This is a genomic window from Streptomyces viridochromogenes, from assembly GCF_001270495.1.
Taxonomy (GTDB): Bacteria; Actinomycetota; Actinomycetes; order Streptomycetales; family Streptomycetaceae; genus Streptomyces; species Streptomyces viridochromogenes_A.
Genome location: NZ_LGUR01000193.1, coordinates 43,635 through 69,759, shown reverse-complemented (window position 1 = coordinate 69,759; position 26,125 = coordinate 43,635). Strand labels below are relative to the sequence as shown.

22 protein-coding genes, 1 tRNA gene, 2 pseudogenes and 1 riboswitch are annotated in these 26,125 nt (G+C 69.9%); of the genes and pseudogenes, 10 read left to right on the top strand and 15 right to left on the bottom strand.

The genetic code is table 11. The features are described from left to right. Nucleotides 1-28: 28 nt before the first annotated feature. Together ADK36_RS18875 and ADK36_RS18870 are read right to left on the bottom strand one after the other, a co-directional pair. Nucleotides 29-901 carry a MurR/RpiR family transcriptional regulator gene (locus tag ADK36_RS18875; protein WP_048583148.1) on the bottom strand — a complete coding sequence of 291 codons (873 nt, stop codon included), beginning with the start codon at nt 899-901 and terminating at the stop codon, nt 29-31. Beyond that, nucleotides 898-2,427: an aromatic amino acid ammonia-lyase gene (locus tag ADK36_RS18870; RefSeq protein ID WP_063784516.1), complete on the bottom strand. Its 1,530-nt coding sequence runs from the start codon at nt 2,425-2,427 to the stop codon at nt 898-900. Before ADK36_RS18870 ends, ADK36_RS18875 begins: the two co-directional genes overlap by 4 nt. Before the next feature lie 140 nt (nt 2,428-2,567). On the opposite strand from ADK36_RS18870, the pseudogene ADK36_RS49550 reads away from it, so the two are divergent. The 3 genes and pseudogenes from ADK36_RS49550 to ADK36_RS18860 form a co-directional block, all read left to right on the top strand. Next, nucleotides 2,568-2,681: pseudogene (locus ADK36_RS49550) on the top strand (ABC transporter ATP-binding protein); the annotation flags it as partial. A 74-nt stretch (nt 2,682-2,755) separates the two neighbouring features. Beyond that, nucleotides 2,756-2,996: pseudogene (locus ADK36_RS46360) on the top strand (glycine betaine ABC transporter substrate-binding protein); the annotation flags it as partial. A gap of 81 nt (nt 2,997-3,077) precedes the next feature. Further along, nucleotides 3,078-3,518: a hypothetical protein gene (locus ADK36_RS18860; protein WP_078916367.1), complete on the top strand. Its 441-nt coding sequence runs from the start codon at nt 3,078-3,080 to the stop codon at nt 3,516-3,518. A 457-nt stretch (nt 3,519-3,975) separates the two neighbouring features. Here the strand turns inward: ADK36_RS18860 and ADK36_RS18855 are convergent, their stop codons facing one another. Continuing rightward, a complete protein-coding gene (locus tag ADK36_RS18855) occupies nt 3,976-5,364 on the bottom strand; it encodes a cystathionine beta-synthase (RefSeq protein ID WP_048583145.1) in 1,389 nt (462 codons plus the stop codon). Between the two features lie 159 nt (nt 5,365-5,523). On the opposite strand from ADK36_RS18855, the gene ADK36_RS18850 reads away from it, so the two are divergent. The 3 genes from ADK36_RS18850 to ADK36_RS18840 all read left to right on the top strand — a co-directional run bounded on the left by ADK36_RS18850 (nt 5,524) and on the right by ADK36_RS18840 (nt 9,240). Then, a complete protein-coding gene (locus ADK36_RS18850; RefSeq protein WP_048583144.1) occupies nt 5,524-6,549 on the top strand; it encodes an SGNH/GDSL hydrolase family protein in 1,026 nt (341 codons plus the stop codon). Between the two features lie 385 nt (nt 6,550-6,934). Then, nucleotides 6,935-8,155, top strand: coding sequence for an acetyl-CoA C-acetyltransferase (locus ADK36_RS18845; RefSeq protein ID WP_048583143.1), 1,221 nt, complete (start codon nt 6,935-6,937; stop codon nt 8,153-8,155). A 302-nt stretch (nt 8,156-8,457) separates the two neighbouring features. Continuing rightward, entirely contained in the window at nt 8,458-9,240 is a 783-nt protein-coding gene (locus ADK36_RS18840) for a hypothetical protein (protein ID WP_199830209.1), read from the top strand. Nucleotides 9,241-9,296: 56 nt separating this feature from the next. On the opposite strand, the gene ADK36_RS18835 is transcribed toward ADK36_RS18840, so the two are convergent. Then, the gene (locus tag ADK36_RS18835; RefSeq protein ID WP_078916366.1) at nt 9,297-9,608 is read right to left on the bottom strand and encodes a hypothetical protein; all 312 of its coding nucleotides are present in this window, start codon (nt 9,606-9,608) and stop codon (nt 9,297-9,299) included. A gap of 104 nt (nt 9,609-9,712) precedes the next feature. Here ADK36_RS18835 and ADK36_RS18830 point away from each other — a divergent pair, with 104 nt between their 5' ends. Beyond that, nucleotides 9,713-9,943 (top strand): DUF4287 domain-containing protein, encoded by a 231-nt coding sequence (locus ADK36_RS18830; protein ID WP_030049879.1) that lies wholly within the window; start codon nt 9,713-9,715, stop codon nt 9,941-9,943. A gap of 67 nt (nt 9,944-10,010) precedes the next feature. Here ADK36_RS18830 and ADK36_RS18825 read toward each other — a convergent pair whose 3' ends face one another. From ADK36_RS18825 to ADK36_RS18815, 3 genes are all read right to left on the bottom strand, one after another. Next, nucleotides 10,011-10,907 (bottom strand): Bax inhibitor-1/YccA family protein, encoded by an 897-nt coding sequence (locus ADK36_RS18825; RefSeq protein WP_048583140.1) that lies wholly within the window; start codon nt 10,905-10,907, stop codon nt 10,011-10,013. Between the two features lie 243 nt (nt 10,908-11,150). Then, a complete protein-coding gene (locus tag ADK36_RS18820) occupies nt 11,151-12,326 on the bottom strand; it encodes a 4-hydroxybenzoate 3-monooxygenase (protein ID WP_053198338.1) in 1,176 nt (391 codons plus the stop codon). Nucleotides 12,327-12,471: 145 nt separating this feature from the next. Continuing rightward, nucleotides 12,472-12,555 (bottom strand) — tRNA-Leu (locus tag ADK36_RS18815). Nucleotides 12,556-12,948: 393 nt separating this feature from the next. On the opposite strand from ADK36_RS18815, the gene ADK36_RS18810 reads away from it, so the two are divergent. Together ADK36_RS18810 and ADK36_RS18805 are read left to right on the top strand one after the other, a co-directional pair. After that, on the top strand, nt 12,949-13,719 hold the full coding sequence (locus ADK36_RS18810) for an ABC transporter ATP-binding protein (RefSeq protein ID WP_048583138.1): 771 nt from the start codon (nt 12,949-12,951) through the stop codon (nt 13,717-13,719). After that, nucleotides 13,719-16,253: an ABC transporter permease gene (locus ADK36_RS18805; protein ID WP_048583137.1), complete on the top strand. Its 2,535-nt coding sequence runs from the start codon at nt 13,719-13,721 to the stop codon at nt 16,251-16,253. Before ADK36_RS18810 ends, ADK36_RS18805 begins: the two co-directional genes overlap by 1 nt. A 65-nt stretch (nt 16,254-16,318) precedes the next feature. On the opposite strand, the gene ADK36_RS18800 is transcribed toward ADK36_RS18805, so the two are convergent. Further along, nucleotides 16,319-17,617, bottom strand: coding sequence for an SAM-dependent methyltransferase (locus tag ADK36_RS18800; protein WP_053198336.1), 1,299 nt, complete (start codon nt 17,615-17,617; stop codon nt 16,319-16,321). A gap of 201 nt (nt 17,618-17,818) precedes the next feature. Continuing rightward, on the bottom strand, nt 17,819-19,207 hold the full coding sequence (locus tag ADK36_RS18795; RefSeq protein WP_048583135.1) for an NAD(P)/FAD-dependent oxidoreductase: 1,389 nt from the start codon (nt 19,205-19,207) through the stop codon (nt 17,819-17,821). A gap of 561 nt (nt 19,208-19,768) precedes the next feature. On the opposite strand from ADK36_RS18795, the gene ADK36_RS18790 reads away from it, so the two are divergent. After that, entirely contained in the window at nt 19,769-19,987 is a 219-nt protein-coding gene (locus ADK36_RS18790) for a hypothetical protein (protein ID WP_048583134.1), read from the top strand. 78 nt (nt 19,988-20,065) lie between these two features. Here ADK36_RS18790 and ADK36_RS18785 read toward each other — a convergent pair whose 3' ends face one another. The 6 genes from ADK36_RS18785 to ADK36_RS18760 all read right to left on the bottom strand — a co-directional run bounded on the left by ADK36_RS18785 (nt 20,066) and on the right by ADK36_RS18760 (nt 25,988). After that, a complete protein-coding gene (locus ADK36_RS18785) occupies nt 20,066-21,061 on the bottom strand; it encodes a Ppx/GppA phosphatase family protein (RefSeq protein WP_048583133.1) in 996 nt (331 codons plus the stop codon). Then, nucleotides 21,058-21,657 (bottom strand): DUF501 domain-containing protein, encoded by a 600-nt coding sequence (locus ADK36_RS18780; RefSeq protein ID WP_078916365.1) that lies wholly within the window; start codon nt 21,655-21,657, stop codon nt 21,058-21,060. Before ADK36_RS18780 ends, ADK36_RS18785 begins: the two co-directional genes overlap by 4 nt. 29 nt (nt 21,658-21,686) lie before the next feature. Beyond that, entirely contained in the window at nt 21,687-22,166 is a 480-nt protein-coding gene (locus tag ADK36_RS18775; protein WP_048583132.1) for an FtsB family cell division protein, read from the bottom strand. Between the two features lie 125 nt (nt 22,167-22,291). Beyond that, nucleotides 22,292-23,572 (bottom strand): phosphopyruvate hydratase, encoded by a 1,281-nt coding sequence (gene eno, locus ADK36_RS18770; RefSeq protein WP_425315313.1) that lies wholly within the window; start codon nt 23,570-23,572, stop codon nt 22,292-22,294. Between the two features lie 293 nt (nt 23,573-23,865). Continuing rightward, the gene (locus ADK36_RS18765; RefSeq protein WP_048583131.1) at nt 23,866-24,549 is read right to left on the bottom strand and encodes a transglycosylase family protein; all 684 of its coding nucleotides are present in this window, start codon (nt 24,547-24,549) and stop codon (nt 23,866-23,868) included. Between the two features lie 4 nt (nt 24,550-24,553). Beyond that, nucleotides 24,554-24,753: riboswitch (cyclic di-AMP (ydaO/yuaA leader) on the bottom strand. 209 nt (nt 24,754-24,962) lie between these two features. After that, nucleotides 24,963-25,988, bottom strand: coding sequence for a transglycosylase family protein (locus ADK36_RS18760; protein ID WP_053198334.1), 1,026 nt, complete (start codon nt 25,986-25,988; stop codon nt 24,963-24,965). Between the last annotated feature and the right edge of the window lie 137 nt (nt 25,989-26,125).

Sequence of the window (26,125 nt, the reverse complement as noted above, 5' to 3'; positions counted from 1 at the left end):
CCTTAAGAAGTCACCCGCCTGGGAGAACTCATTCGACGAACAACCCCCGAGCCGCCGCCCGGGCGTCGAACTCCTCCAGCCGCGCCTGCGCGTCCGGCAGGTCGTCGCACATCGCCTCCAGCAGGACCCGGCCCAGCAGCATCGGCGCGCAGGCGGTGTCGAAGGCGAGGCCCGTGCCGACGGCGGCCGGCAGCAGCAGGTCGGAGACCTTGGCGACCGGCGCGAAGGCGGAGTCGGCCACGGTCACCACCGTCAGCCCGGCCTCCTTGGCGTACGCCAGGGTGTCCACGACCTCGCGCGGATGCCGGGGCAGCGCGAAGCAGAGCAGGGCCGTCGCACCGGCCCGTACGGCGGCGTCGATACGGTCGTGGATCATCGTGCCGCCCTCGTGGAGCAGCCGTACGTCCGGGTGGACCTTGGCGGCGAAGTAGGCGAAGCCGTACGCCTGGGAGGCGGCGGCGCGCAGTCCCAGCACCGGCAGTGGGCGGGAGGCCGACAGCACACGGCCGGCCTTCTGCACCGGGCGCGGGTCGGCGAGCACCTCGGCCAGGTGCCGGAGGTTCTCGATCTCGGCCTCGACGGCCTGTTGGTACTCGTTGTACGAGCCGGCGTCGGCCGCCTGCTCCACGGGTGCGACCTCACGCAGGTACCTGCGCAGCGCCGGGTAGCCGTCGAAGCCGAGGGCGACGGCGAAGCGGGTCACGGACGGCTGGCTGACCCCGGCCAGTTCGGCCAGCTCCACGCTGGACAGGAAGGGCACGTCGGCGGCCCGCCGCACCATACTGTGCGCGATGCGGCGCTGGGTCGGGGTGAGCCGGTGCCCCTCGAAGAGCGCCTGGAGCCGCGCGGCGGGGCTGTCCGTTCCGTGCGCCGCCCCGCTCGTGTTCCTGTCCGCGCTCATGCCGCGCTCCCCCTCCAGATGTCCGTGAACCGGTCCAGCAGTGCTGCCGCCGCCGTCACATCATCGGTGAGCGGGCGGTCGGCCAGGTCGTCGTCGAGCACCGACTCGGCCAGCGCCAGCGCCCGGCCCACCGGGAGCTCCGGGTCGGGCCGGAGGTCGCGCAGGCGCAACGCCCGTACGGCGGCGACGAGTTCACAGCCGACGACCAGACGGTACGCGCCGCACGCGCGCAGTGTCTGCCGTGCGGCGAGCGAGGCGAAGCTGGCCTGCTCCTCCACGCCCCGGGAGAGTACAGCGTGGCCGAGCGAGGCGGGGGCGGAGAAGGCCCGCAGATCACCGAGGGCGGCCCCGGCGGCGTACTCCAGGATCATCACGCCGGACGAGGCGGGCTCGGGGTCGGCGAGGAAGGGCTTCAGACGGGTGTAGGCGGGCTCGTTCAGGGTGGACAGGCGGGAGGTCGACAGCCGGGCCACCTGGGTCAGCGCCAGCCGGAAGTGGTCCAGGGCGAGGGCGAGTTGGGCCTGGTAGAAGCCGCCGTGATGGTAGGCGGCCATGTCCTCGGGGGAGATGAGGGGGTTCTCGGCGGCGGCGTTGATCTCCACCGCCAGTACCTCCTCCAGGGCGTCGGCCGCGTCGTGCGCCGGGCCGTGGATCTGGGGCAGACAGCGGAAGCCGTACGGGTCCTGGATCCGGCCGAGCGGCGGGGTCGGCCGGTCCTCGGCGCCGATCAGCTCCCGCATCCGGCGGGCGACCTCGGTGCTGCCCCGGTGCGGTCGGGCGGTGTGCACGGGGGCGGCGTACGCCTCGTGGGAGCCGTCGACGGCGAGCAGGGAGAGGGCGGCGACGACCTGGGTGGCGGCGACGAGGCCGCGCAGTTCGTGCAGGGCCAGGGCCGCCTGGCCGAGGGTGAGGGCGTTGCTGCTGATGAAGGCGAGGGCGTCGTTGTTGTCGAGCGGCTGCGCCTCGGGGGCGCCGGAGCCGCGCCAGGGATGTTCCCCGGCGAGCGCGAGGCCGGTCTGCGCGAGCGCCGCGAGGTCACCGGTGCCGACCGAGCCGAACTCGTTCACGACCGGGTGGGCGCCGCTCTCCAGCGCCTCGCACATCGCCGTGATGACGGTGGGCCGCAGGCCGGCCCCTCCCGCGAGCAGCTGATTGGCCCGTACGGCGAGCATGGCCCGGACCTGCCGGGCGGGCAGTTCCGCGCCGATGGCTCCCGCGTGGCTGCGCAGCAGGCGCAGACCGTGTTCGGCGGCGGCGTCGGTGGGCACGCCCTCGTTCCGGTTGGCGCCCACGCCGGTGGAGCGGCCGTAGACGCGGCCGGTCGCGGCGATGAGACGGGCGGCGTCCCAGGACTCCTCGGCGCGCTTCATGGCGTCGGTCGCGGGGATCGGCCGCGCGGTTCCCACGGCGAGGCGTACGACGTCCTCGACGCCGAGCCCGATCCCGTCGAGGACGACCAGGCCGGTGCGCCCGCCGCCGTGTCCAGAGGACGCGACACCCGACGTGTCCACGATCCGAGACGACATCAAGCCCAAACTCTCCTCAACCCGGACATGCGATCTTGCACTTCGGTCATCCGTTACTTCGGATTTACACCAACCCGTTGACAGCCTATTCAGCTAACAAGAACTCTGCATGAGGTTATACAGCCGGGCAAGGGAATCTCATGATCCAGTCCGACACGGCCCACAAGCGCTTCCCCAACGGCACGACAGCAGTCCACGATCTCTCCCTGGACATGCCGGAGGGCGGCGTGACCGTCCTGGTCGGATCCTCCGGTTGCGGCAAGACGACCACCCTGCGGATGATCAACCGGATGGTGGAGCCGAGCTGCGCCGCTCCATCGGGTACGTCATCCAGGCCAACGACTGGGTGGTGTTGTCGGACCCCAGGAACCTCGTCCCCGGCCGGCACGTCGTCCCCCTCATCGCCGACCGCAAGGCCGACTCCACGGTCCGCAAGGCCCCCGCCCGCCTCGGCAACACGCTGACCACCGCCCAGCTGACCCGAGCTCGACCGACAGGTCGACAAGGACAAGAAGGGCCCGGAGGACGTGGCGAGCGCGTACGCGCAGGAGCACGGGCTGGTGAAGTGACGCCGTCTGCCGTGTACCCCCAGCCGAACAGGGGGGCTAACCCCAGTGCGGCGGTCGCCCCGCTTCCTTACCGTGGATCGCATGACCGGAATGGACGCGCGGGACACCGAACTCAAGAAGGAACTCAACGCCACCTTGCAGGCCCGCAGGGAGCTGGGCGACGAGTACGAGTCCGCGCTGGTCGACTCGTTCATGGAGAAGGTCGACCAGCGCATCGACGGGGCGGTCGAGCGCCGGCTGCGGCGGCAGCTGGCCGAGCAGCAGATGGTGGCGGCCCGGGGCGCGCGGTCGCCGAAGCCGACGGACTCCTTCGGCGACCGCTTCGGCTTCGGCATCGTCACGCTGGTCGTGGCGATCCCGCTGTCCGGCATCGGCGGCGGCGTCGCCGGCCTCTCCGGTCTGCTGGTCACCTGGATCGGCATCGTCGGGGTGAACGTCGTCCAGGCGGCCCGCACCAACCCCGGCCTCTTCCGGGGATGGCGCCGCAAGTCTGCCAAGGACGACGACAAGTGGCAGGACTGACGGAGGCACTGAGGCGGCGGCCCTGACGGGGCCGAGAGGCAGGTGCCCGCCAGGAGTTGAGGCTGCGGAAGCCGCGGGGGAGGTGCCGGCCAGGACCTCGGCCAGCCGTCGGCCGGAAAAGACCGGAAAAGATATGCGCGGGGACCGCCGCACCCCCGTTGCCGGGGGGCGGGACGACGGCGGTCCCCGCGAGGGACGCGGGCCGGGTCAGGACCGGGCTTACGCGTCCTAGGCGTCCATGGAGGTCCGGGAGCCGCTCCGGAGGTCCTTGGCGCCGTTCGCTGTCGGCCTGGGCGGGGAGCCGCTCCCGCCCTGCCGACACCCACTAATGTGCCGGACCCGTGTTAAGCGGGTGCTGCGTGAACGTGACGCGCGCGTACCAGTTCCGCGACGCTCAGAACGGCCCCGGTCACCGCAAGTTCGCCGCGGACACGCCCCGTTCACCGCAGCTTTGCCGCTACTTCCCGCCCTTGGCGAGGAAGGCCAGCAGGTCCTGCCGGCTGACCACACCGGTCGGCTTGCCCTCGACGAGGACGATCGCCGCGTCCGCCGTGCCCAGCACGGACATCAGGTCGCCGACCGGCTCACCAGAGCCGACCTGAGGCAGCGGGGCCGACATGTGCTTCTCCAGCGGGTCGTCGAGCGAGGCCCGCTTGGTGAACAGCGCGTCGAGCAGCTCCCGTTCGACGACGGAGCCGACGACCTCCGCCGCCATGACGTCCGGATGGCCGGCGCCCGGCTTCACGATCGGCATCTGCGAGACGCCGTACTCGCGCAGCACCTCGATGGCCTGACCGACCGTCTCGTCCGGGTGCATGTGGACGAGGGAGGGGATGGCGCCGTGCTCCTTGTCGTTGAGGACGTCGCCGACGCGCGCGTTGGGGCCCTCGTCCTCCAGGAAGCCGTAGTCGGCCATCCACTCGTCGTTGAAGATCTTGCTGAGGTAGCCGCGCCCGCTGTCGGGCAGCAGTACGACGACGACGTCGTCCGGACCGAGCCGCTCGGCGACCTCCAGCGCGGCCACGACGGCCATGCCGCAGGAGCCGCCGACCAGCAGTCCCTCCTCCTTGGCGAGGCGGCGGGTCATCTGGAAGGAGTCCTTGTCGGACACGGCGACGATCTCGTCCGCGATGGTCCGGTCGTAGGCGGTCGGCCAGAAGTCCTCACCGACGCCCTCGACGAGATACGGCCGACCCGACCCGCCGGAGTACACGGAGCCCTCGGGGTCGGCGCCGACGACCTGGACCTTGCCGTCGCTGGCGTCCTTCAGGTAGCGGCCGGTACCGGAGATGGTCCCGCCGGTCCCCACGCCCGCCACGAAGTGGGTGATCTTCCCCTCCGTCTGCTCCCACAGCTCGGGACCGGTGGAGTGGTAGTGGGAGAGCGGGTTGTTGGGGTTGGAGTACTGGTCGGGCTTCCACGCACCCGGGGTCTCCCGGACCAGCCGGTCGGAGACGTTGTAGTAGGAGTCCGGGTGCTCGGGATCGACGGCGGTCGGGCAGACGACGACCTCGGCCCCGTAGGCCCGCAGCACGTTGATCTTGTCGGTGCTGACCTTGTCGGGGCACACGAAGATGCACTTGTACCCCTTCTGCTGGGCCACGATGGCGAGGCCGACACCGGTGTTACCGCTGGTCGGCTCCACAATGGTCCCGCCGGGCTTGAGCGCGCCGCTCTCCTCCGCGGCCTCGATCATGCGCAGGGCGATGCGGTCCTTCACGGAGCCGCCCGGGTTGAAGTACTCCACCTTGGCCAGGACGGTCGCCCGGATGCCCTTGGTCACGTTGTTGAGCCTCACCAGCGGGGTGTTGCCGACGAGGCTGATCATCGAGTCGTGGAAATGCACCGTTGTCTCCGGATGCTGCAAAAGAAGTGGTCTTAGTGGTTCCGCCAGCCTATGGCCTGCACAGGGCCCATGACGGTCGTTCACTCCTCGTTGGGATTGGGCCACGGTCCGTGCGGGGCAAGCAGTGGATGTACGGCTATGAGGAGGTGACGGCGACGCATGACGAGCATGTCGAGGGCGAGGGTGGCCCGGCGGATCGCGGCGGGCGCCGCCTACGGCGGCGGCGGGATCGGCCTGGCCGGGGCGGCGGCCGTCGGTCTGCTCCTCGCCGAGGTGCGCCTGGCCCGGCGCCATGTCGGCAACGGCACGAACAACCACGTCCCGAACGCCGACGGCCGGTACGGCCGGTTGTACGCCACCCCCGGCGAACCGCCGCTGCGCCTGACGCTGCTGGGTGACTCGACGGCCGCGGGCCAGGGCGTGCACCGTGCGGGGCAGACGCCCGGCGCACTGCTGGCGTCGGGGCTGGCGGCGGTGGCGGAACGGCAGGTGGAGTTCCGCAACGTGGCCCTGCCGGGCGCCCGCTCGGACGACCTGGACCGCCAGGTGGCCCTGGTCCTCGCGGACCCCGCCCTGGCACCCGACGTCTGCGTGATCATGATCGGCGCGAACGACGTCACGAACCGCATGCCGGCGACGCGCTCGGTCCGTCACCTGTCCGCGGCCGTACGACGGCTGCGCACGGCCGGTGCGGAGGTGGTGGTCGGGACCTGCCCCGACCTGGGCACGATCGAACCGGTCCAGCAACCGCTCCGGTGGCTGGCCCGCCGCGCCTCACGCCAGCTGGCGGCCGCCCAGACGATCGGCGCCGTCGAACAGGGCGGCCGCACGGTGTCGCTGGGCGACCTGCTGGGCCCGGAGTTCGCGGCCAACCCGCGCGAGCTTTTCGGCCCCGACAACTACCACCCCTCGGCGGAGGGTTACGCCACGGCGGCGATGGCGGTCCTGCCGACGGTCTGCGCGGCGCTGGGCCTGTGGCCGGCGGAGGAGGAGCGCCCCGACGTCACCCGCCGCGAGGGCTTCCTCCCGGTGGCCCGGGCCGCGGCCGAGGCCGCGTCGGAGGCGGGCACGGAGGTCACGGCCGCGATGCCGACCGGCCCGAAGGGCCCCTGGGCCCTCCTCAAGCGCCGACGCCGCCGCCGCGTCCCGGAACCGGACCGCACCCCGGTAACCCCGTCCCCCTGACCACGGGGCTTTCCTCGCCCCCGCCGCCCCTACCCGTCCCGTCCCTGGGGGCTGCGCCCCCAGACCACCGCTGTCGGCCCTGCGGGCCTCGTCCTCAAACGCCGGACGGGCTGAGAATGCCTGGCGAATCCAGCCCCTCCGGCGTTTGAGGAGCGGGGTCTGGGGCGGAGCCCCAGAAGGATGGGACGGGTAGGGGCGGCGGGGGCGAGGAAAGCAAGCGCTTAGAAAATTGCGGTAAGGGTCACACCGCCCTGCCCGTGACCTGACCCATACGTACGGGTAACTTCCCACACAGCCCTGCCCGACCCCCCGGTATGCCCACCCGTCGCCCGACCACCACCCCTCAACGTGGCGCTGCGCGCCGCACCTTTCAACTGGAGCCGTGATGCCCGAAGCCGTGATCGTCTCGACCGCCCGCTCCCCCATCGGCCGCGCCTTCAAGGGCTCCCTGAAAGACCTGCGCCCGGACGACCTCACCGCCACGATCATCCAGGCGGCCCTGGCCAAGGTCCCCGAGCTGGACCCGCGCGACATCGACGACCTGATGCTCGGCTGCGGCCTCCCCGGCGGCGAGCAGGGCAACAACCTCGGCCGCATCGTCGCCGTACAGATGGGCATGGACCACCTCCCGGGCTGCACCGTCACCCGGTACTGCTCCTCCTCCCTCCAGACCTCGCGCATGGCACTGCACGCCATCAAGGCCGGCGAGGGCGACGTCTTCATCTCGGCCGGCGTCGAGACGGTCTCCCGCTTCGCCAAGGGCAACTCCGACAGCCTCCCCGACACCCACAACCCCTTCTTCGCCGAGGCCGAGGCCCGCACCGCCGCCGTCGCCCAGCAGGAGGGCACGACCTGGCACGACCCGCGCGAGGACGGCCTCGTCCCGGACGCGTACATCGCCATGGGCCAGACCGCCGAGAACCTCGCCCGGTCGAAGGGCATCACCCGCCAGGACATGGACGAGTTCGGCGTCCGTTCGCAGAACCTCGCCGAGGAAGCCATCAAGAACGGCTTCTGGGAGCGCGAGATCACCCCGGTCACCCTCCCCGACGGCACCGTCGTCTCCAAGGACGACGGCCCCCGCCCCGGCGTCACCCTGGAGGGCGTCCAGGGCCTCAAGCCCGTCTTCCGCCCCGACGGCCTCGTCACCGCCGCCAACTGCTGCCCCCTGAACGACGGCGCGGCGGCCCTCGTCATCATGTCGGACACCAAGGCCCGCGAGCTCGGCCTCACCCCGCTCGCCCGCATCGTGTCGACCGGCGTCTCCGGCCTCTCCCCCGAGATCATGGGTCTCGGCCCGGTCGAGGCGAGCCAGCAGGCCCTGCGCCGGGCCGGCCTCACCATCGACGACATCGACCTGGTCGAGATCAACGAGGCGTTCGCCGCCCAGGTGATCCCCTCCTACCGCGAGCTGGGCATCGACATCGACAAGCTGAACGTCAACGGCGGCGCCATCGCCGTCGGCCACCCCTTCGGCATGACCGGTGCCCGCATCACCACCACACTGATCAACTCCCTCCAGCACCACGACAAGCAGTTCGGCCTGGAGACGATGTGCGTCGGCGGCGGCCAGGGCATGGCGATGGTCATCGAGCGCCTGAGCTGAAACCCGAACCCCTCCGCCAAAGCCCCTGAGTAGTCGGCTCGGGACCCAGCGTGAGCCTTCGGCCCGGAACCCGGGAAACTCCTTGGTTCTGGGCCGATTTGTGATCCAATCTCCCTCAGGATGTGACCTATCTCCCTCCGCGGAGGGATTTACGCAGCTCAGAGCCGTTGCACCACCAAACCCCAGGCCCAAAGTCCTGCCCGTTTCGTGACGTTACGCACTGACAGCTGGATAGTCCGCCCTTCAAGCTGATGTAGGAAGTCGGGGGTCGACTTTGAACCGGGAGTACGTCAGTGAGCGCCATGCCGATCGCCTTGCTGCTCACCACGGCCGCCACCGGCGCCGTGGGCGTCGCCGTCCTGCGCACCCTCATGGTGCTGCGCCGACAGGTCGCGGCCCTGCACACCGAGCTGGCGAAGAACAACGCCGCCGCGACCCGCGGCCTGGTCCCGCCGGCCCGCGTCTCCGCCGACGCCGATGAGATACGCGCGGCGGTGGCCGAGGCGCTCGCCGAGGAACGCGAGCGGGAGCTGGCCGAGGCGCGCGCCTTCTGGGCCGCCCAGGAGGCCCGTGACGGCTCCGACGCGCCCACCCTGCTCGGCTTGTCCGACAGCGAGCTGTTCCTGCCCCGCCAGGCCGATTTCGCGGGTCTGGAGCATCTGGAGCCGGTGACCGAGCCGACCGCGGACGCGGACGAGTTCGCGGGCGAGTCCCCCGAACTGGCCGCGGCCCGCCGCCGTCACCCCTCCCACCCGGACTTCGTCCCGGTCTCCTCACCTGCCGTGAACGACCATGAGCGTACGGTGTCCACCCTTGAGGAACTGGCCGCCTCCGCCACCGAGCTGACCGACGTCCGCCCCGGCCCGCTGGGCACCCTCGACGTCTACGTCTTCGCCGACGGCACCACCCTGTGCATGACCCCGGGCCACCGCGAGACGGCGGAGCGCCTGGCAGCGGCCCTGCGCGCGGGCGAGACGCCGGTACTGCTGGGCGGTTCGGGAGTGTCAGGGGCGTACACCCTGACGTTCGCGTGCGGCGAGGAGAACGTCTACATCCTGGCGGACAGGGTCATAGCGAGCCTGTAGTTCCGGGGCGGTGGTTCTGCCCCGCGCCCCTGGCGGCGTTTGCGGGCCCCGGGACCTCAGACCCCCGCCCTCTTCTGCGCCTCCTCCACCAGCCGCACCGCGTCAGAGACCTGGTCGTCGTTCTCAAGAACCACCGCCAAGTCATGCACGGCAACGGTGATTTGGTCAGCCGCAGCGAACATCCCGGCATCGGGCATCACCCGAGGCTCGGCTCCCGGCGTCTCCAGAACCTGCGCCCACGAAGCCAACTCCCTGGCCAACCCCAAAGCCTCCCCCGCGGCGCCCCTCTGCAAGCGGGACTGCGGCGCCGCCCGCAACCGGTCGGCAAAGTGATCCACGGCTCGAGTCAGACGCGTCGTATCAACCACCCCACAAACCTACGCGTCGCACCACGACTGTTGCCAACGGGCGAACGCTCAGGCACGGTGACCTGAAGGACCGGCTTACATCCCCTTTGCGTCCGGAGGCGCCGATGTCCCACGTCCTCTCCGAGGAGACCCACCGCAACATGCTCGCCCGCATCCCCCACTGCACCGGTCGTGAAGTCTCCGACTGGCTCCGCACCGTAGAAGAAGGCCCGGCCCTCGTCCGCTTCGAGGAGAAGGTCAGCTGGCTACGCCACGAATACGACCTCGCGTACGGCCACGCGAAGGCGATCGTCCACGAGTACGACCTGAGGAGGGCGGCGCGCAAGTTCCTCTAGACGCGCGCACAGACGACGAAGGGCCCCGGGACGAACCCGGGGCCCTTCGCTGCACAACCGTCGGAGACTAGTCGCTGCTGTTGAGGATCGAGATGAGCCTCAGGAACTCCATGTAGATCCACACCAGCGTCATGGTGAGGCCGAAGGCCGCGAGCCAGGCCTCCTCGCGCGGCGCGCCGTAGGCGAGACCGTCCTCGACCTGCTTGAAGTCCAGGGCGAGGAAGCAGGCGCCGAGCAGGATGCCGACGATGCCGAAGACGATGCCGAGCGGGCCGCTGCGGAAGCCGAGGCCGTCACCGCCGCCGAAGACCGCGAACAGCAGGTTGACCGCCATCAGCAGGATGAAGCCGAGCGCGGCCGCCATCACGAAGCCGACGAAGCGGCGGTTGACGCGGATCCAGCCCGCCTTGTACGCGACCAGCACCGCGGCGAAGACCGCCATCGTGCCGAGCACCGCCTGCATGGCCGCACCGCTCGCGATGCGGTTGTCAACGACGCTGGAGACGACGCCGAGGAAGACACCCTCGAGCGCGGCGTACGACAGGATCAGCGCGGGCGAGGCCTTGCGCTTGAAGGACTGGACGAGCGCCAGGACCATGCCGATCAGACCGGCGACGATGGCGATGCCGTAAGACCGGCTGATGTTCGCGTCGTCGACCGGCAGCAGCGCCCAGGCGAGGGCGGCCGTGACGATCAGGGTGCCGAGCGTGGTGCCCGTGCGCAGGATGACGTCGTCCATCGTCATCCGGCCGGTGGTGGCCGGGGCCTGCGGCGGCGCGCCGTACTGAAGGTCCTGCTGGGCGTAAGGGTTCTGCGCGTACGGGTTGCCGGCCTGCGGCTGGGCGTACGGGTTGCCCTGCGTGCCGACAGCGGCGCCCCCGGCCTGCGGCTGGGCGTTGAAGCCCGCGTAGCCGTTGTCGCGGCTGAACCCCCGTCGCGAGAAGACCGGGTTGCTGCTCCTCATTTCACTCCTCCATGGCCACCGTGCGTGGCCTTGGCTCAAGAGTAATAGGTAGGCAAAGGATTGACCCTAGTGCTTGGGGAGGATCTTTCCCTCGTCGTGCTGGCCAACACGCTACGCGGCCGAGTGATTCCCGGCCACGGAGGGGATCATTCATGACCAACCTGCGACCTCGCCGGAACCGGCCGGAGATCACTCCCCTGGCCCGCACCCACGCGCCCGCACCCCGCGCGCCCCCGCCCGCGCTCACTCGAACGGGAAGCCCGTGTACCCCTCGGCCAGATCCGTCTCGGCCGCGCGCGACGACGCGAGCCGCTCGAGTCGCGCCAACTGGAGCCGGTCCTCGAAGGAGTCGGCGTCGGGGGCGCGGTGCAGCATCGTCGTCATGTCGTACGAGAACCGCTCGGCCTGCCACACGCGGCGCAGACAGTTCCGGGAGTAGGCGTCGAGGAGCTCGGCCGACCCCGTCTCCCTTTCATACGTCAGTGCGCGCGCGAACGTGACGACGTCACCGACGGCCAGATTCAGCCCCTTGGCGCCCGTCGGCGGCACGATGTGCGCCGCGTCACCGGCCAGGAAGAGGCGGCCGTGGCGCATGGGCTCGTGGACGTACGACCGCATGGGTGTGACCGACTTCTGGGTGATGGGGCCGCGCTCCAGCCGCCAGTCGTCGGCGGTCTCGAAGCGGCGTTCCAACTCCGCCCAGATCTCGTCGTCGCTCCACGCGTCGGCGTCCGTGCCTTCGGGGACCTGGAGGTAGAGGCGGGAGACGGACGGGGAGCGCATCGAGAGCAGGGCGAAGCCCCGTTCGTGGCGGGCGTAGACCAACTCGTCGTGCGAGGGGGCGACGTCGGCGAGGATGCCGAGCCAACCGAAGGGGTACGTACGTTCGAAGACCCGGGTGAGCTCGGCGGGGACGGCCTTGCGGGACACACCCCAGAAGCCGTCGCAGCCCACGACGTTCCCGCATTCGAGGACGTCCTCGACGCCCTCGTGGCGGAAGCGCACGCGCGGGCTGTTGGTGTCCGCGCCCTCCACGGCGAGGGCCTCCGCCTCGAAGAGCAGCGGGCCGCCCTCCTTCAGCTGGAGGGCGATGAGGTCCTTGCAGACCTCGGTCTGGGCGTACACCATCACGGACCGGCCGCCGGTGAGGGCGGGGAAGTCGACGCGGTGGCGCCGCCTGTCGAAGCGGAGCTCGATGCCGTCGTGTCGCAGACCCTCGCGGTCCATGCGCTCCGCCGCACCGGCCGCGCGCAGCACGTCCACCGTGCCCTGCTCCAGGATTCCGGCGCGCTGGCGGTGCTCGACGTAGGCGCGGTCGCGGCTCTCCAGGACGACCGAGTCGATGCCGGCGTTGTGGAGCAGCCGGGCGAGGAGGAGGCCCGCGGGGCCCGCTCCGATGATGCCGACAGTGGTGCGCATCGGTCGCTTCCCTTCACTGTTCGTCGTTCGTCCGAAGTTCGTGTAGTGAACTTTCATTCACCACTTACTGACGGAGTCTCCGACCGCGCACGCCCGCTGTCAACGGTTGTGCGTGAACTCTTGAAGGGAAGGAGAGGCTCGGAAGTGCCCAGAGCCGGACTTGAACCGGCACGCCCGCGAAGGGGCAGCGAGGTTTAAGCTCGCCGTGTCTGCATTCCACCATCTGGGCAGGCCATGGGCTCCGCATCGAGGTTCCGAGCCTATCGGGGTACGTCCCCCGAACAGCGGACGAGCAGACCGATGTTGTCTTATTTTATTGACGTCTGAGGGTGCATCAGCCCACGGAACGCGCCATCCGCACTTGCCAATAGCCTTTCGTGCGCCCGTCGGCGGCGCATGCGGAATGACGGAATTTCACCGTCCAAACAAGGACGCTCCACCTGTTCCAGACTCGAACACCCGTCAGGGGTCGCCGTCATCCTCAGGTATGACGCGGCGGTGTCCCGTCCATCCGCAGTCTGTCTTCGGAACCGGAACAGCGACTGACTACATGGCGCTCTTCAGCCAGGACGATGGATGACGTCCCTTCGAAAACACCGTCGTCCCTCAGGAGCGCCTACTCGTGACCACCGCATCCATCGCCGACCGGGCCACCACCGTGGCCGCGCGTGCCACGGATCTGTCGAAGATCTACGGACAGGGCGAGACCCAGGTGGTCGCCCTGGACCGGGTCACCGTCGAGTTCCGGCAGGCCGAGTTCACCGCGATCATGGGACCCTCCGGCTCCGGCAAGTCCACGCTGATGCACTGCGTGGCGGGCCTGGACACCTTCTCCTCCGGTTCGGTGCGCATCGGCGACACCGAACTGGGCTCCCTGAAGGACAAGCAGCTGACGAAGTTGCGCCGGGACAAGATCGGCTTCATCTTCCAGGCGTTCAACCTGCTGCCGACGTTGACGGCCCTGGAGAACATCACCCTCCCGATGGACATCGCGGGCCGCAAGGCTGACAAGCAGTGGGTGGATTCGGTCATCCGGATGGTGGGCCTGGCCGATCGCCTCAGCCACCGCCCCGCCCAGCTCTCCGGCGGCCAGCAGCAGCGCGTCGCCGTGGCCCGCGCGCTGGCCTCCAAGCCCGAGATCATCTTCGGCGACGAGCCGACCGGAAACCTCGACTCGCGCTCGGGCGCCGAGGTGCTGGGCTTCCTGCGCAACTCCGTACGGGAATTGGGGCAGACGGTGGTGATGGTGACCCACGACCCGGTGGCCGCGGCGTACGCGGACCGCGTGGTCTTCCTCGCCGACGGCCGGATCGTCGACGAGATGTACCGGCCGACCGCGGACAACGTCCTCGACTTCATGAAGCAGTTCGACGCGAAGGGCCGCACCAGCTGATGTTCCGCACCGCCCTGCGCAACGTCCTCGCGCACAAGGCCCGGCTCCTGATGACCGTGCTCGCCGTGATGCTCGGCGTCGCGTTCGTCTCCGGCACCCTGGTCTTCGCCGACACCCTCTCCAACGCCTTCCGCAACCAGTCGGCGAAGAGCTACGACAACGTCGCCGTCGCCATCACCTCCTACGCCAACCCGGACGACGCCAAGGAGGAGCCCGGCCTCTCCCGGAAGACCCTCGACAAGATCGCCGCGGTGGACGGCGTCGACGCCGCGTACGGCCGCGTCGAAGGCTTCGCCGGCGTCGCCGACCCCGACGGGAAGCTGATCGGCGTCGGCTGGTCCAACAAGGGCTCCAACTTCGCCCCCGGCAAGGACGGCAAGGACCCCGCCTACACGTTCACCGACGGCTCCGGCCCGGTGAAGGACGATCAGATCGCCCTGGACAAGGAGTCCGCGGCCAAGGGCGAGTACCAGGTCGGCGACCGGGTCCGGGTCGCCACGAACGGGCCGGTGAAGGAGTACACCCTCAGCGGCGTGTTCACCACCGAGGACGGCGCCGTGAACGCCGGCGGCAGCCTCGTCCTCTTCGACACCGCGGTCGCCCAGAAGCAGTACCTCAAGCCGGGCTACTTCGAGAGCGCCACCATCACCGCCGCCTCCGGCGCGGACGACAAGAAGATCCTGGACGCGGTCAAGCCGCTGCTGCCGGACACCGCCGAGGCCCAGACCGGCCAGGCGCTCGCGGACGAGCAGGCCGAGCAGATCGAACAGGGCCTGGGCTCGCTCAAGCAGGTCCTGCTCGGCTTCGCGGGCATCGCGCTCTTCGTCGGGATCTTCCTGATCTCCAACACCTTCACGATGCTGGTCGCCCAGCGCACGAAGGAGATCGCGCTGATGCGGGCCGTCGGCGCGTCGCGCAGGCAGATCACCCGCTCGGTGCTCGCCGAGGCCGCGGTCGTGGGCCTGGTCGCCTCGGTGATCGGCTTCGTCCTCGGCATCGGGCTGGCGGTCGGACTGCGGTCCGGCATGGCCGCGTTCGGCATGAAGATTCCGGGCGGCCCGCTGGTCCTGTCCGCCACGCCGGTGATCGCCGCGGTCAGCGTCGGTGTGCTGATCACGATGTTCGCCGCCTGGCTGCCCGGCCGCCGCGCCGCGAAGATCCCGCCGGTGGCGGCCATGAGCAGCGTCCACGCGGTCGCGACCACCAAGTCGCTGGTGGTGCGCAACTCCATCGGCGCGGCCATCACCGCCCTCGGCGCCGCCGGGATCGTGCTGGGTGCCTCGTCCGGCGGCGACGACGGCCGGATGTACATCGCGGCGGGCGCGTTCTTCGCGCTGGTCGGTGTGATCATCCTGATCCCGCTGCTGTCCCGGCCCGTGATCGCGCTCGTCCGTCCGCTGCTCGCCGGTCCCTTCGGGGTGGCCGGCAAGCTGGCCGGCCAGAACGCGGTCCGCAATCCGCGCCGTACCGGCGCCACCGCCTCGGCGCTGGCGATCGGACTGACGCTGGTCACCGGCCTGTCGGTGCTCGGGGCCACGGTCGGCGCGGCCATCGACAAGATGACCACGGACAACATCAAGGCCGACTACATGGTCTCGATGGCGAACGGCGGGGCCCTCGACGAGTCCGCGCTGACGGCGCTGGAGAAGGCCAAGGGCGTCTCCGCGGTCTCGCCGCAGCAGAGCGTCTACTTCCAGGCGGGTGACGACGACTACGTGTCCGCTTCGGCGGTCACGCCGGGCGACATCGAGCAGGTACTGAACGTCGACGTCGTCAGCGGCAACATCGGCACGCTGGCCGAGGGCCGGATCGCGGTCGCCGAGAAGACGGCCAAGAGCAAGGGCTGGAAGCCCGGCGACAGCGTCCCCGTCACCTTCAACGACGAGAAGAAGGGCACGCTGACGGTCGGCGCCGTCTTCAAGGACAGCGAGTTCCTCTCCCCCGTCCTCGTCGACACGAAGGTCGTGAACCCGCACGAGGTGCAGCCGTCCATCCAGCAGATCTTCGTGAAGGTGGACGGCGGCCAGTCCGCGGCGAACGAGAAGGTCCTCACCGACGCGCTGGGCGACAACCCCGCGATCACGATCATGGACCGGCAGGACATCCGCAACGAGTTCGGCGGCGTCATCAACACCCTGCTGAACATCATGTACGGCCTGCTGGCGATGGCCCTGATCATCGCCGTGCTGGGGGTCGTCAACACCCTCGCGATGTCGGTCTTCGAACGGCAGCAGGAGATCGGCATGCTGCGCGCGATCGGTCTCGACCGGCGCCGGGTGAAGCGGATGGTCCGGCTGGAGGCCGTGGTCATCTCGGTGTTCGGCGCGGTGGTCGGCATCGGCCTCGGCTCGTTCCTCGGCTGGGCGATCGGCGAGACCTTCGCGGACCAGATCCCGGGCTACACGCTGGTCCTGCCCTGGGACCGGATCGGGATCTTCCTGGTGCTGGCCGGTCTGGTGGGCGTCCTGGCCGCGCTGTGGCCGGCCCGCAACGCCGCGCGGCTGAACATGCTGAACGCGATCAAGACGGAATAGCCGTACGAGACAGCCGTACGCGCACATGGGCCCCGTTCCCGGGAGGGAGCGGGGCCCGTGTGGTTTCAGTTCCAGGTGCGGGAGCGCAGCGGCATCCCCGAGTCACCGGAGTCGGACGTCCTGATCGCCAGCACCTGGTTGACGCCGATGCGGTTGCGTTCGAAGGCGAGCGCGCAGGCGGCCATGTACAGCTGCCAGACGCGGGCGCGCCCCGGGCCGGTGAGCCTGACCGCCCGCGCCCAGTCGGCCTCCAGCCGGTCGACCCAGCGGCGCAGGGTCAGGGCGTAGTGCTCCCGGATCGACTCGACGTCGCGCACCTCGAAACCGGCCCGTTCGAGCTGGGTGACGGTGACGCCGATGGGCTGCAGCTCACCGTCGGGGAAGACATAGGAGTCGATGAACTCGTCGACCTGGTAGGAGGATTCGTCGCGCTGCGGCCGCCGCCCGATCTGGTGGTTGAGCAGCCGCCCCCCGGGCTTCAGCAGCCGGTACAGGACGTCGGCGTACTCCAGGTACCGCTCGGCGCCGACGTGTTCGGCCATGCCGATGGAGGAGACGGCGTCGTACGGCCCGTCGTCGACGTCCCGGTAGTCCTGGACGCGGATCTCCACCCTGTCGGTGAGCCCCTCGTCGGCGACGCGCTTGCGGGCGTAGACCGCCTGTTCCTGGGAGAGGGTGACGCCGACGACGCGCGCGCCGTACTCGCGGGCCGCGTGCATGGCCATGGAGCCCCAGCCGCAGCCGACGTCGAGCAGCCGCTGGCCGGGCCCGAGGGCGAGCTTGCGGCAGACGAGGTCGAGCTTGTCGCGCTGGGCGTCCTCAAGGGTGCCGGCCGGGGGCGAGGCCGCCCAGTAGGCGCAGGAGTACACCATGGACGGCCCGAGGACGATCTCGTAGAAGTCGTTGCCGACGTCGTAGTGGTGGCTGATGGCGCGTCTGTCGGTGCGCTTGGTGTGCAGATGGCCGCGGGCCCGGCGCACCTCCTCGGGGGGCGGCGCGGGCGGCAGCGGAACCCCGCCGAGCCGGACGAGCCCGCGGACCGCGGCCCGCACCTCGGGATCCCGGAGCGCCTGAGCCAGGCTTCGGGCGTCCTCCCCCCGCTCCCACACGAGCCCGGAGAGCAGATCGAGGGCGGTGTAGAGATCCCCCTCGATGTCGAGGTCCCCGGCCACCCAGGCCCGGGCCAGGCCCAGTTCACCGGGCTTGAACAGCAGCCGCCGGACGGCGCGGCGATTGCGTACGACGAGGGTCGGCGCGCCCGGCGGCCCCGCCTGCGAACCGTCCCAGGCGCGGATGCGCACCGGGAGCGGAACTCCCAGCAACTGTTCGAGAAGGCTCTTCAGCCGCACCGCGGCGTCTGCCATGGCGCACACCTCCGTGATCGGATCCCGGAATGTCCCAACACCACGTAAACACCTGGGAGCCCTGTGCGCAGTCCCCCACGCGCGTTACGGCTGGGCAAACAACCGCGACGGAGGCGGGGAAGGCCGAAGGACCTCCCGCACCACGGATGGCGGGAGGTCCTTCGGGTGGTTCAGCGACCTCGGGAGGTCAGCCGGACAGGGTCAGGAGGCCTTGGCCTTCTCGCCCTTCTCGGCCTTGCTCGCGGCAGCGACCGGGGCCGGCTTGGCGGCCTCGTAGAACTCCTCGCGCGGGTGCTCCATCGCGCCGAGGGAGACGACCTCGCGCTTGAGGAACATGCCGAGGGTCCAGTCGGCGAAGACGCGGACCTTGCGGTTCCAGGTCGGCATCGCGAGGCCGTGGTAGCCACGGTGCATGTACCAGGCGAGACGGCCCTTGAGCTTGATCTTCATCTTGCCCATGACGATCATCGCGACGCCCTTGTGGAGGCCGAGGCCCGCCACCGCGCCCTTGTTGGCGTGCGAGTAGTCCTTCTGCGGGAAGCCCCGCATACCGGAGATCACGTTGTCGCCGAGGACGCGCGCCTGACGCAGCGCGTGCTGTGCGTTCGGCGGGCACCAGGCGTTCTCGTTGCCCGCCTTGCGGCCGACGATGTCCGGGACCTGGGCGTTGTCGCCGGCGGCCCAGATGTAGTCGGTGCCCTTGACCTGGAGGCTCGGCTCGCAGTCGACGTGACCGCGGGGGCCGAGGGGCAGGCCGAAGCGGGACAGGGCCGGGTTCGGCTTGACACCGGCCGTCCAGACGATCGTGTTGGAGTCGACCTCCAGGCCGTTCTTCAGCACGACGTGGCCGTCGACGCAGGAGTCCATGGAGGTGGAGAGGTAGATCTCCACGCCACGGCTCTCCAGGTGCTCCTTGCCGTACTGGCCGAGCTTGGGGCCGACCTCGGGGAGGATCTTGTCGGCGGCGTCGACGAGGACGAACCGCATGTCCTCACGGGAGACGCTGGTGTAGTACTTCGCCGCGTCGCGGGCCATGTCCTCGACCTCGCCGATGGTCTCCGCGCCCGCGAAGCCACCGCCGATGAAGACGAAGGTGAGCGCCTTGCGGCGGATCTCCTCGTCGGTCGTGGAGTCGGCCTTGTCGAGCTGCTCGAGGACGTGGTTGCGCAGGCCGATGGCCTCCTCAATGCCCTTCATGCCGATGCCCTGCTCGGCGAGGCCGGGGATCGGGAAGGTGCGGGAGACCGCGCCCATCGCGATGACCAGGTAGTCGAAGGGCAGCTCGTACGCCTCGCCGACCAGCGGGGCGATCGTGGCGACCTTGCGGTCCTGATCGATGGTGGTGACCCGGCCGGTGAGGACCTCCGCCTTGGGCAGCACGCGTCGCAGCGGGACGACGACGTGGCGCGGGGAGATGCTGCCGGCGGCGGTTTCGGGGAGGAAGGGCTGGTAGGTCATGTACGACCGGGGGTCGACGACCGTGACGGTCGCCTCGCCGTAGCGCATCTTCTTGAGGATGCGCCGAGCTGCGTACAGGCCTACGTACCCACCGCCTACTACGAGGATCCTGGGACGCTCCGTGGTGCTCATGCCATCGAGTATCCACCCGCCTCAGGGGGGTCGCTCGTGCGCCCCTTCACAAGCTCTTCCATGCCCTGTGCTACACTCCCCGGCCCGCGTGACCCAGGTCATGGTCACAATCGGGAACCCGGAAGCGTTACGCCCCGTTGTCAATGCCGCGTGAGCTGCCTCTCTGGCTCTTCAGGGCCTCCGTGAGCGGGCCGAAACACCGTCCGTCGGCGGCCTCCCGATCCTTCCTTACACCGGCCATCTGAACATGTTCAAGGGCCTGTTCACCCCTCGGAAGGGTCAACCGGCACCCATCCGTGCTTCTCCAGGGCCCAATTCCTTGTGAAGAACTTCACGAAGGTTCTTGAGCGGGTGCCTTCAGGGGGTCGCCGGCGGCCTCAAAAGGCCCCCTCAGGAGCGCTCATACGCTAGCCGACCTGCTCAACCGACGGCTACCGAGCAGTAGCAACCGAGACCCGGACCACCCCGCCGATGCGACCCGGGTCACCCTCCCCTCATGGCCGTCACTCGGTCGGCCACACTCCGCGCGAAATTGATCAGAAGGGCACATAACGTGCAGCCATGATCACCTCACAGAAGGCCCTCCAGCGGGCCACCTCCCGAATAGTCACGGTCGGCGCTGCCCTCGGCATCGCCCTCGCAGCGGGGGCGGCCACGGCCGTCGCCACGCCCGCCCACCCCGTCGCCACGAAGGCCACGGCCGTACAGGCGTCCACGGCCTACGGCGGACATGGTGACGACGGAGGGTGCAGCGGCCTCATCGTCCTCCTCTGCAACTGACGGACAAGCCCGCACGGGCTGACACACGACGGCCCCGGTCCTCCGTGAGGTACCGGGGCCGTTCCGTGTCGCGGCAGGTCAGTCCCTGCGCCTGCCCGCCTCGGCGTCTTCCGCGACCTGGAAGGCGATGCCGTCGAGGATGTCGTGCTCGCTGACGACGACCTCCTCGGCGCCGATCCGTTCCATGATGGCGAGCAGCACCAGCGCGCCCGCGGCGATGACGTCAACTCGCCCCGGGTGCATGGAGGGTACGGCCGCGCGCTCGGCGTGGGTGGAGTGCAGCAGCCAGTCGGTGATCCGGCGGACCCGGTCGTGGCTGATCCGGGAGTGGTGGATGCGGGCCGAGTCGTACTCGGGCAGGTCCTGGGCGATCGCCGACATCGTGGTGACCGAACCGGCGAGCCCCACCAGCGTCTTCGCCTCGCGCAACGGCACCGTCAGCTCGGCGAGATCGAGGGCGGCCTCGATGTCGGCCCGCATCGCCGCGATCCGCTCCTCGGAGGGCGGGTCGCAGACGACGCCGTCGCTGACCAGGTGGCGCTCGGTCATCCGCACGCAGCCGACGTCCACGGAACGTGCCGCGCGGACGTGCTCCTCGCCGACGACGAACTCGGTCGACCCGCCGCCGATGTCCACGACGAGGTAGGGCCGGTGCAGGTCCTCGCGGCCCACCAGCTCCTTCGTCGCCCCGGTGAAGGAGAACTCGGCCTCCTGGTCCCCGGTGACGACCTCGGGCTCGACGCCCAGGATGTCCATGACCCCGCGCACGAACTCGTCCCGGTTCTCGGCGTCCCGGGAGGCGGAGGTGGCGACGAAGCGGAGCCGCTCGGCGCCGTGTTCCTTGATGATCGCCGCGTAGTCCCGGCAGGCGGCGAAGGTGCGCTCCAGGGCCTCGGGGGCGAGCCGGCCCGTACGGTCGACGCCCTGGCCCAGGCGCACGATGGTCATACGGCGGTCCAGGTCGACGAGTTTGCCGGTGGCCCCCGCGCCGGAGGCGCTGTCGGGCACCGTGACGTCGGCGACGAGGAGCCGGATGGAGTTCGTACCGCAATCGATGGCGGCGACGCGGGTCACTTCTCGGCCCCCTCGTCCGTGTCGTCCGTACCGAAGAAGCCGCCGCCGTTCGCGCCGAGCTTGACGACGTCCTCCTGCGTCGCGAACGGAGGCACGCACGGGCCCTTGGCCCACCACTCCGGCAGCATGGCGATCGCCTCGTCGCCCAGCGGGTTGACCCCGGGCCCGGCCGCCAGCGAGTGCGCGACCAGGACGTGCAGGCACTTCACCCGGTCCGGCATGCCGCCCGCGCTCGGGAAGCCCTTCAGCTCCTCGATCTCGTCGCGGCGCCGGATGTAGTCCTCGTGCGCGGCCCGGTAGGACGCGGCCAGTTCCGGGTCGCTCTCCAGCCGCGCCGTCATCTCCTTCATCACGCCGTTCGCCTCCAGCGTGCCGATCGCCGACGACGCCTTCGGGCACGTCAGGTAGTACAGCGTCGGGAAGGGCGTGCCGTCGGGCAGGCGCGGGGCCGTCTCGACGACGTCCGGCTGCCCGCACGGGCACCGGTGCGCGATCGCGCGCAGCCCGCGCGGGGGGCGCCCGAGCTGCTGCTTGAAGGCCTCGACATCCGCGTCGGTGGGCTCGGTGCGCGGAGTGGGCGGCGGGGGCGTTTGCATGCCTGTCTTTCTATCGGTTCTCGCTGGGCTCAGTGGTCGGCGGCGGCGTCGGCCTTGTCGACCCCGTCCCAGATGTTCGCGTACCAGGGGCGGTCGGCCGCGCTCTGGTCGGTCCGCGCCTGCTTGGCCGCGTCCGGGTCGACCACGATGTAACCGGTCTCGCCGGGCAGCACGTAGTGCAGCCGCAGCCGGATCTGCTGCTCCGCGTACGCGTCGTCCTGCCAGCGTGCCTTGAGGTCGCGCAGCTGCTCGACGCGCTGGGCGGCCTCCTCCTTCTGCCGCTGCATGTCGGCGATCTCGGCGCGCTGGGAGACGTACTGCCTTATGGGGTAGGCCAGCGCCACGACCATGGAGCAGAGGACCAGCGCGAGCAGCGCGGCGCGTCCGGTGAGCCTGGAGCGCCGGGCCTGCCGCTTGGTCTGGGAGCGGTAGACGCGGGCCGCCGTCTGCTCGCCGAGCAGCCGGATCCTGGTCGCGGTGGAGAACCGGTCCCGGTCCTTGACGGCCATGTCCCGCCTCCCGTTTCACACGCGTACGTCCCCGCACACGGTACGGGACCGAGTACGGGGACGTACGTACGACTGGCTAAGGCTCACCCCAGGTGGGGGTCAGCCGGTCAGCCCGACCAGCCTGGTCAGCCCTTGAAGCGCGGGAAGGCGCTGCGGCCGGCGTACACCGCGGCGTCGTCGAGGATCTCCTCGATGCGCAGCAGCTGGTTGTACTTGGCGACGCGGTCCGAGCGGGCCGGGGCGCCGGTCTTGATCTGGCCGCAGTTCACGGCGACGGCGAGGTCGGCGATGGTGACGTCCTCGGTCTCGCCGGAGCGGTGGGACATCATGCACTTGAAGCCGTTGCGCTGGGCCATCTCGACGGCGTCCAGGGTCTCGGTCAGCGAGCCGATCTGGTTGACCTTGACGAGCAGGGCGTTGGCGGCGCCCTCGTCGATGCCGCGGGCCAGGCGCTCGGGGTTGGTGACGAAGAGGTCGTCGCCGACGATCTGGACCTTGTCGCCCAGCTTCTCGGTGATGATCTTCCAGCCGTCCCAGTCGTCCTCGTACAGCGGGTCCTCGATGGAGACCAGCGGGTACGCGGAGACGAGCTCCTCGTAGTACTCGGTCATCTCGGCGGCCGAGCGGGACTTGCCCTCGAACTCGTAACTGCCGTCCTTGTAGAACTCGGACGCGGCGACGTCGAGAGCGAGCGCGATCTGCTCGCCGGGCACGTAACCGGCCTGCTTGATGGCCTCGACGATGAGGTCGAGGGCGGCGCGGTTGGACTCCAGGTTCGGGGCGAAGCCGCCCTCGTCGCCCAGGCCGGTGGACAGGCCCTTGGTCTTCAGCACCTTCTTGAGGGTGTGGTAGACCTCGGCGCCCCAGCGCAGGGCCTCGGAGAAGGACTCCGCGCCGATCGGGGCGATCATGAACTCCTGGATGTCCACGTTGGAGTCGGCGTGCGAGCCGCCGTTCAGGATGTTCATCATCGGCACCGGCAGCAGGTGCGCGTTGGGGCCGCCCAGGTAGCGGAACAGCGGCAGGTCGCTGGCCTCGGAGGCGGCATGGGCCACGGCGAGGGAGACGCCGAGGATGGCGTTGGCGCCGAGGGAGCCCTTGTTGTCGGTGGCGTCCAGGTCGAACATGGCCTGGTCGATCAGGCGCTGCTCGGTGGCGTCGTAGCCGACGAGCTCCGGGCCGATCTGCTCGATGACGGCGAGGACGGCCTTCTCCACACCCTTGCCGAGGTAGCGGTTCGGGTCGCCGTCGCGGAGCTCGATGGCCTCGAAGGCGCCCGTCGAGGCGCCGGACGGAACGGCGGCACGACCCGTGCTGCCGTCGTCGAGGCCGACCTCGACCTCGACCGTGGGATTGCCTCGGGAGTCCAGGATTTCCCGGGCTACGACGACGTCGATGGACGGCACGAGCATCTCCTTCTTGGGATGTGACGCGGGTACGCAGTCCGCGGTGGGTACTGCGAGACGAGCCTAACCGGCTCCGGGCGTTCGGCCAGCTGTCGACCGCCCCGTGGACAGAACCGAGAGTAAATTGTTTCCGAACGGAACAAAGACTCCGGCGCAAAAAAGCCCCGCCCCGGTGCGTACGGGGGAAGACGCACCGAGGCGGGGAGTTCGTGGGGACGGGGGTGACCCTCACGACGCCTTCACTATGAGTTCCACGGATGTGGAGGCGCCGTGGTTCACCTGTCGCCCGCGTGTTACTTCAGGTGCAGCTGCTGACCCGGGTAGATCAGGTCGGCGTCCTCGACGATGTCCTTGTTCAGCTGGAACAGCTTCTCCCAGCCGCCCTTGACCTTCTTGGCCTCGGCGATCGAGCTGAGGGTGTCACCCTTGACGACCTTGTACTCGCCGTCGCCCTTCTTGACCTTCTTGCCGGTCGGGGTGGTGACGGTCTTGGTCGACTTCTTCTCGGCGGCGGGACGCTCGGCGGAGCGGGAGGCCGGCTGCTCCTCGGTGGCGCGCGGGGCGGTCTCGGTGCTCGACGAGGAGCCGGAGCCGGTGTACGCGGCGCTCGACAGGCCGGTGCCGCAGTTCGGCCAGGCACCCTTGCCCTGGCCCGCGAGGACCTTCTCGGCGATCTCGATCTGCTGGGCCTTGCTGGCCTGGTCGGCGGTGGAGGCATACGCCGTGCCGCCGTACGCGGCCCAGGTCGAGGCGGAGAACTGCAGACCGCCGTAGTAGCCGTTGCCGGTGTTGATGGACCAGTTGCCGCCGGACTCGCACTGGGCGACGGCGTCCCACTCGGAGGCGGTGGCGGCGGAGGCGCTGCCGGCCGCCATCAGCGGGGCGGCGACGGCGGCGGCGCCGGTGACGCCGACGACGGCTATGGCGCGAGCGGCCTTGGACGGACGACGGTGCTTGCCCTTGCTGGAAAACAGCATGGAGAGATCCCCTCACCGACGCCTACGAGGTGAGCTGTCGGGTTCGGGCCGGTTGAGTTGCCCGGCCGCGCACGTCCGCCTTTCGGCTCGCGTTGCGCGGCTCCACCCCAAGCCGACTCCGGCCGTGCGGCCCCGAAGGGCTTCAACTGCCGGACCCGGCGCTTACCTTGGGTCCCCCGCTCCTGCCTACGGCGCTTGACGCGACGACTGTTCCCGGACGGCCGCCGGCAGGATTCGGCGTGACGGCTGTCGGGGCTCGCACTGGTGGCGAGCGGTCATGACCGTAGACATGCGATTCCGGGAATTACAAAGACGATCAGGGCTTCTGAGATCTATCTCTCACCGCATTCAAAACGGACATTCAGGTGCGAATACCGACGCGAACTTGCGCTGTTTTTCGCCCCGTTCGACCGTTATTCACCGGGGACGTCCAGGGTCTGACCGGCGAAGATGTGGTTCGCGTCAGTACCGATGGCGTCCTTGTTGGCCTCGTACAGCGCGCGCCACCCGCCTTCGACGTCAAGGGAGTCGGCGATGGAGGCCAGAGTGTCGCCGGCGCGGACGTCGTACGAGGCGTGGCGGCCGGAGGACTTGGCGGAGTCGGCGGCACCGTCGGCGGCCTTGCTCTCGTCGGCGCTGGGACCTCGATGCCGCCCCGAGCCGGACGCCCCGGCGTCGACCGCCCCGGTGTCCACGAGGCTCCAGGAGCCTACGTCTTGCACCAAGTTGTCCTGATTGTCGGCCTTGGGGTTCTCCACGGGAGAGCTGTCGGGCGACTGCGATGCCTTGGTGTCGGGTGACGTGTCGGACGTGGCGGAGTCATCCGCGGAGGGCGACGAAGAGGATGAAGAGGGTGAAGCAGCGGAATCCCGGGAGGATTCGGACGAAGCGTCCGAGGATTCACTCGGCGCGCCAGAAGGGTCGTCGTTCAGGTTCGAGTCATCGGCCGAGCCGGATGAGTCGGACGAGTCGGACGAACCCGAAGAATCGAGCAAGCCGGATGAGCCGGACACCTCGGAGGGCGAGTCTTCCGCCACCCCGGTGTCGAGGTCGAGGGCCCCGGACTTCTTGGTGAGCCCGTTGAGCACGGCGCAGGTGCCCCAGGGGCTGGTTCCCTGGTCCGCGAGAATGTCCTGGGCCACGGCGATCTGCTGGGAACGGCTCGCCAGGTCGGGGCTGGAGGCGTAGTCGAGGCCGCCGTACTTCTCCCAGTCCTCCTGGGTCAGTTGCAGCCCGCCGTACTGGCCGGTGCCTTCGTCGGCGCTCCAGGAGCCGCCGCTCTCGCACTCGGCCACCTTGTCCCACACGGTGCCGTCGGCGGCGCTCGCGCCCGTGGCGCCGAGCAGCGGGATGGCGATGGCCGACCCGGTCACTCCGGCCGCGACGAGGATGGCCGGGGCCTGACGGGGGCGACGGTGACGACCGTTCCCGGAGAGCATGCGGGGACCTTTCGCGAGACAGCGGTGACCGCGGCGCGTGAAACCTGGGCGCCGTCGTTGATGCGTGAAGGTATAGGCAGACGATCACTTGTCACAAGTTAATGCCGCGCAGATCACGTGAAGATCACAGACTTGAG